Source organism: Streptomyces sp. NPDC000941 (assembly GCF_053599555.1).
On the sequence record NZ_JBSFMM010000370.1, the window covers coordinates 1 to 6,498 of the forward strand.

Below are 6,498 nucleotides of genomic sequence, written 5' to 3' on the forward strand. Positions count from 1 at the left end.
GCGCCGGGCTCGCGCCGTGCGACGCGCGCGGCGCCGGGGAGCGGATCGGCGTGGCCGTACGGCGCTGGCGGCGCTGTGTCGAGGAGCTGGCCGAGGAGGAGGTGGCCGCCCGGGCCGCCGAGGGCGGCGCCGACTGCGCCCCCGACGAAGCCGCAGCGCTGCTGGTGGCATCGCTCATCGGCGGGCGCCGCACCCGTACGGCGGGCGAGCGGCTGGCCGAGACGCTGGGCGCGCACGGCGCGCTGCGGCTGGGCGACCGCGGTCGGCGGCTGCTCGACGACTGCGTCGGACGGGTCCTGGCGGCGGAGCGCGACCGGCGGCTGGCCCCGCTCGACGCCCTCGACGTCACCCCGGACCACCAGGTCCGGCTCATCGCCGCGCTGTCCGTACTGCAGAAGGAGAGGTGACGGCCGTGACGGCCACTGCGACGTCCGAGCCGGAAAGCGCGCCCCCTCAGGAGAGCGTCGCCCGCGAGCCCGCACCACCCCGGCAGACATGGGACGACGGCCTGATCGCACGGCGGGTGGTGGGCCGGCCGCCCGGACCGCCCGTCGCGGCGGAGGAGCGGCGGAATGGGCCGGTGGGGGAGGCGAACCGCGGCGAGGGGTACGGCCAGGGGCGCGAAGGGGCGTATGGCGGAGGGCGTGGCGGGGCGTACGGCGAAGGGGGCGGCCAGGCGTACGGCGACACGTACCGCGAGAGGTACCGCGAGAGGTATGGCGAGGGGGACGGCGCGCGGCAGAGCGGGTACGCCGGGGCGCGCGGCGGCGCGGCGTGCGAGCCGTACACGCCGGCGTACGAGCACGGCGGCCGCGGCTTTGTCACCGGCGCCCTGCGGCCGCGCCTCGACGCGCTGCGCGAGCTGGTCGGGCTGTCCCGCACCCGGCTGGACGGGCGCACCCTCGGCGAGGCGGGGCGGGTGCTCGACGAGGCCGTCGCGCGGGGGCGGCATCCGCTCGGACACACCGTCGTGGCCCTCGCCGGGGCCACCGGAAGCGGCAAGTCCACCCTCTTCAACGCCCTGGCCGGGGCGTATGTGTCCGAGGCCGGCATCCGGCGCCCCACCACCGCCACGCCCCTCGCCTGCGCGTGGACCGACCACGCCGACGGCCTGCTCGACCGGCTGGACATCCCGCACCGGGACCGCCGCCGCCCCGCCTATCCGTACGACCCGACGCTGCGCGGGCTCGTCCTGATCGATCTGCCCGACCACGACTCGGCGGCCCCGGGGCACCGCGAACGGGTGGAGCGGCTGCTCGGGCTGGTCGACGCGGTGGTGTGGGTGGTGGACCCGGAGAAGTACGCGGACGCGGTGCTGCACGAGCGCTATCTGCGGCCGCTGGCCGGATACGCCGAGGTGACCTTCGTCGTGCTCAACCAGGTGGACCGGCTGCCCGGCGAGGCCGCCGACCAGGTGCTGGACGATCTGCGGCGGCTGCTGGACGAGGACGGGCTCGCGCTGGGCGAGCACGGGGAGCCGGGGGCGACCGTCCTCGCGCTGTCCGCGGTGACCGGCGCGGGCATCGGGGAGCTGCGGGAGGCCCTGGGCCGGCTCACCGCCGAATGCGGGGCGGCGGAGCGGCGGCTGGCGGCGGATGTGGACGGCGCGATGGAGCGGCTGCGCCCGCAGTACGTGGCGGACGGGGCGCCGGTCGGCTTCTCCGCGCGGGCCCGGGCGGAGTTCGAGGAGCGGCTGGCGGACGCGGCTGGCGCGGTGGCGGCCGGGCAGGCGGCGGAGCGCGCCTGGCTGCGCGACGCGCGGTGGGCGTGCGGGACCCCCTGGGGGCGGCTGCGGCAGCGGAGGCGGGCGGGTGCTGTGTGGTCGTGGGAGCAGGACAGGGCGGGCGGGCGGAGCAGCGGCGTGGGCGGGGAGAGCAGTGGCGCGGGCGGAACGAGCAGTGGCGCGGGCGGGGGACGGGCCGGGACGGCGCTGGAGATCCCGGGGGCGAGGGCGAAGGCGGCGGCGGTGGCCGCGGTCACCGCCCGGCCCGCAGTGGAGGAGGCGGTACGGGCCTTGGCGGACGAGGCGACGGCGGGGTTGCCCGCGCCCTGGGCACAGGCCGTACGGGAGGCGGCGGCGTGGGGCGGCAAGGGGCTGCCGGACGCGGTGGACGAGGCGGTGGCCGCGACGGCGGAGCGTCGGCTGTCCCGGCCCCTGTGGTGGTCGGTGGTGGCTGCGGCGCAAGTCGCGCTGGCGGCGGTGTTGTTGGTGGGGGTGGCGGGTCTGCTGGCGGTGGTGGCCGGGGTGTTCGGCGGTGTGGAGTGGTGGCTGCCCGCGCTGCCGGCCGCGGCGGCCGGGGTCGGCGGTCCGGCGCTGGCCTGGGGGTGCGGGCTGGCGGCCCGGGGGCCCGCGCGGCGGTACGGGCTGGCGGCGGAGCAGCGGATTCGAGAGGTGGCCGCGGAGCGCGGGCTGACGCGGGTGCTGGCGCCGGTGACGGCGGAGCTGGCGCGCTACCGGGAGGTACGGAAGCAGTACGTGATCGCGGCGGGCGGGGCCGTGGCGGGCGGGCTCGGCTCACCCGGCCGGGGGGCCGAGTTGTCCACAACCGGGGAGTAGCCCACAGGCCCCCGCGGGCTTGCGCGATCGGGTGCAGCATGAAGGCGGAAGGGGATGCGAGCGCGGAGAAGTGACGGGGGAGGCGGCTCGGTTGAACGAGACCTGGCTGACGGTGATGGGCAATACCGCGACGCGGCCGGACTGTTGGGAGACGGCGGCCGGTGTCGCGGTGGCCCGGTTCAGGCTGGCGGTGACGGCGCGGCGCTGGGATCGGGCGCGGGAAGCGTGGATGGACGCGTACACGAGCTTCTACACGGTCTGGGCCTGGCGGGGGCTCGCGGTCAATGTGGCGGCGTCGGTCTCGCTCGGCGAACCGCTGGTCGTGCACGGCACGTTACGGGTACGGGAGCGGGCGGAAGAGCGGCCGGGGGATCGGCAGGGTGACAGGCCGTGGGATCGGCGGGGAGAGCCGCGCGGCGGGTGGCCGGGCGAGCGGCCGACGGAGCGCCCCGGGGCGGAGGGGCTGGGGGCGGAGCGACCGGGAACGGGGCAACTGGGGACGGGGCGACCGGGGGCTGATCGGCAGGGGGCGGAGCGGCCGGGGGATCGGCTGCGGGAGGACGGCGGCGGGGCCAGGCGGTGGATCACCGCGGATATCGACGCGGTGGCGGTCGGACACGATCTGGCGCGTGGTACATCCGCGTTTCGCCGGGTCTCGCAGGCTAAACCTCTTTTAAACGTACCGACTGGGACAACATCCCCCTGATTCTCGGGGATTTATCGATAAAGCCAGGTCAGGGGTGACGGTGTGATGAGATAACGATTTCGATTCGGATCGGTTGGGCCTTGGTATTCCTGGGGAACGGGACGAGGGTTCTCCCTAGGATCCCTGGTGCCAACGGGGGCTTCTGAGTTTTGAGTTCGCTGGCGAGGCGCACCCACAGACTGGCGCTCGCCCGAAGGGGAAACCATGATTTCTGTAAAGAGGCGGGGCGTTGCTCGCCTTGCCGCCGCTGTCCTGGCCTCGGGCCTGGTCGCGGCGGGTGCGATAGTCACGGCCGGTACCGCCGCAGCGGACGATGCGCCTCCGAGTCAGGGCGGTGCCACCGCCACGCTCAGCGGTCTCAAGACCTTTGACCAGGCCGTCATCCACGACAAGGGCAAGGACCAGAAGGTCGGCGCCGGCCTGTTCGAGATGGCGGTCGACAACGGCGGCACCATCCAGACCTACTGCATCGACCTCCACAACCCGACGCAGAGCAAGGCGAAGTACGAGGAGAAGTCCTGGAGCGCCACATCGCTGGCGCACAACACCAACGCGGGCAAGATCAACTGGATCCTGCAGAACTCCTACCCGCAGGTCAATGACCTCTCCGCGCTCGCGGCCAAGGCGGACTCCGGCCCTCTGACGGAGAAGACCGCGGCTGCCGGCACCCAGGTCGCCATCTGGCGCTTCTCGGACGGCGCCGACGTCGACGCGGCCGACCCCGCGGCCGAGAAGCTGGCCGACTACCTCGAGAAGAGCGCGCAGAGCCTCGAGGAGCCCAAGGCGTCGCTGACCCTGGACCCGCCCGCGGTCTCCGGCAAGTCCGGTGAGCGCCTGGGCCCGATCAAGGTCCACACCAACGGGGACAGCGTCACGGTCGCCCCGGGTGACACCGCCGCCTCCGGCGTCAAGGTCGTCGACAAGGACGGCAAGACGGTCACCAGTGCCTCCGACGGCAGCGAGCTCTACTTCGACGTGCCGGCCGGTGCCGCCGACGGCAGCGCCTCGCTGACCGCCCAGGCCGCCACCAAGGTCCCGGTCGGCCGCGCGTTCGCCAGCGCCACCAAGAGCCAGACCCAGATCCTGGCCGGCTCCAGCGAGTCCACCGTCTCCGCCACCGCCACCGCGGACTGGGCGAAGAAGGGCCCGATCCCGGCGCTGTCCGCCGAGAAGAACTGCGCCAAGGGCGGCGTGGACATCACCGCGACGAACAAGGGCGACGAGGCGTTCACCTTCGAGCTCCTCGGCGAGAAGCACACCATCGAGGCCGGCAAGTCCGAGACCGTCACCGCCCCGGTGAAGGAGGACCAGGCCTACAAGTTCACGATCACCGGTCCGAACGGCTTCGAGAAGACCTTCTCCGGCGTGCTGGACTGCAAGACCGCGAGCACCGGCGGTGGCAGCGGTGACGAGACCCCGTCCTCGCAGCCGAGCCCGGCGTCGGCCGGCGGCAGCAGCGCGGACAGCAGCGGCGGCGACCTCGCCGAGACCGGCAGCAGCAGCAACACCCCGATCATCGCGGGTGTCGCCGTGGCGCTCGTCGTGATCGGTGGCGGCGCGGTCTTCTTCGTCCGCAAGAAGAAGGCGGCTCCGGCGGGTGAGTGATCGCTGACTCGAAGTAATCGCTGAAAGGGCCGGGGCCTCGGAACAGGCTCCGGCCCTTTCGTATGGATTGGGCGACTGGGATGGGGAACTGTGATGGGCGACTCGTAAGCGGTGGGGAATGGGTTTCCGTCGCGAGCTTGGCGTACGGCAAGATGGGGTGTTACTTGCCGGAGTCGGGGTCAAAACGGCCCCTCACCAGCATGTTTCTCACCAGTGAGGGGCCGTCTCAGGCTGCTTGGGCCGTCTGTGGGCCGTCATGGGTGCGACCGGCCGTCTTGTACATGGCGCTGATGGCCGCTCGTGTCCGTGTCTCGCTGCTCGGCATGAGGTGCGTGTACACCCGGAGCGTGAAGCCTGGATCACTGTGTCCCAGGTACAGACTCAGTGCCTTGATGTTCTCCCCAGCGTCCAGCAGCACCGAGGCGTAGAAGTGCCTCAGGGCATGCATCCCGTGCTCGCGTGCGACCGCGTGCCGCTGGCCCCTCTCCGGCCTCGGGATGATGCCAGCGGCCGACAACGCCGGTTTCCACGCCTGGGCATTGAACGCGTTGCTCCACAGCGCAGTACCCGCGTAGGCCGTGAAGACGAGTCGCTTGGTGACCTTCGGGCCGGTCGGTGTGAGCCAAGGCAGGGACACCTCCACAGGCGGGAACGCCTTCATGTGCTCCGCCAGTGCTGCCGACACCTCGCGGTCGAGCGGCACGTCCCGCAGCTTGCCACGCTTGGGCGGGGCGAAGACCAGTGTCCCGCGAACCTTCTTGACCTGCTGGCGTACATACAGCCAACCGAGATCCCCGATGTTGTCGACGGCGAGACCGAAGATCTCCCCCTGCCGCAAACCGCACCCGCCGCCGACATCGGCCATCGCGCGGTAGCGCTCTGGGAGCCCAGCACGGACCGAGAACAACTGCTCTGCCGTCCAGGGGTGCACCCGCGTCGGCAGCGCACGCGGTGCCTTGACGGACCGCGCTCGGCAGGGATTCGAGCCCAACAGCTTGTCGTCAACGGCCGCGTTCAGCACGGAGGAAACAGCCTCGAAGATGTGGCGCCGGTACGCCGGAGCCTGAACGGTCTCTTCGAGCTGGCTGATCCAGTCACGAATGTGCTCGGCCTGGAACGATCCGATGGGGCGGCTACCGAGATGCGGCAGCGCGTGCAGCCGGATACGTCCTTCGACCGCCGCGCGACTGGTGAGATCCGTCGTCAGGGCAGCCAGCCACTTCTCCGCGTACTGCCGGAAGGTGATTCGACCGGCGGTCGGGTCGACGTACTGCCCGCGCGACATGTCCGCCTCGATGTGCGTCAGCCACTGCTCAGCGAGGCGCTTCTGTCGGTCGGGGAAGCTCTTGGACTTCTCGGTGCCGTCGGGGCCGATGTACCGGGCGCGGTAGCGCATGCCGGTGCCGTGGCGGTCGGTCTTGACCTTGACGGGCTTGCCGTTCGGGCCGGGCTCGGTCTTGTACCAACGGTCTTGGATGTGGCCTGCCATTGAGGCTGAGATCCCTTCTCGGGCAGATCGGAGCGGGGGGGGGGGGGGGGGGGGCCCCCCCCCCCGGGGGGGGGGGGGGGGGGGGGTTGCGGGCCGCTACACCGGCACTCGGTCGGGGGTGGCCCGCCGGCCGGGCGCCCG

Annotated in this window: 4 protein-coding genes and 1 pseudogene; 4 read left to right on the forward strand and 1 reads right to left on the reverse strand. The window is 72.7% G+C overall.

Annotated elements, in window-relative coordinates; all coding sequences use genetic code 11:
- The 4 genes and pseudogenes from ACWDSL_RS50970 to ACWDSL_RS50985 form a co-directional block, all read left to right on the forward strand.
- Positions 1-407 (forward strand): annotated as a pseudogene (locus ACWDSL_RS50970) (ATP-binding protein); the annotation flags it as partial.
- A complete protein-coding gene (locus ACWDSL_RS50975; RefSeq protein ID WP_450496297.1) occupies positions 404-2,557 on the forward strand; it encodes a GTPase in 2,154 nt (717 codons plus the stop codon). The pseudogene ACWDSL_RS50970 and the gene ACWDSL_RS50975, both read left to right, overlap by 4 nt.
- A gap of 91 nt (positions 2,558-2,648) precedes the next feature.
- Positions 2,649-3,263, forward strand: a complete 615-nt coding sequence (locus ACWDSL_RS50980; RefSeq protein ID WP_450496299.1) for a single-stranded DNA-binding protein — start codon at positions 2,649-2,651, stop codon at positions 3,261-3,263.
- A 204-nt stretch (positions 3,264-3,467) separates the two neighbouring features.
- Entirely contained in the window at positions 3,468-4,868 is a 1,401-nt protein-coding gene (locus ACWDSL_RS50985; RefSeq protein ID WP_450496300.1) for a Cys-Gln thioester bond-forming surface protein, read from the forward strand.
- A 226-nt stretch (positions 4,869-5,094) separates the two neighbouring features.
- On the opposite strand, the gene ACWDSL_RS50990 is transcribed toward ACWDSL_RS50985, so the two are convergent.
- Positions 5,095-6,357 carry a tyrosine-type recombinase/integrase gene (locus ACWDSL_RS50990; protein WP_450496301.1) on the reverse strand — a complete coding sequence of 421 codons (1,263 nt, stop codon included), beginning with the start codon at positions 6,355-6,357 and terminating at the stop codon, positions 5,095-5,097.
- Positions 6,358-6,498: the final 141 nt, after the last annotated feature.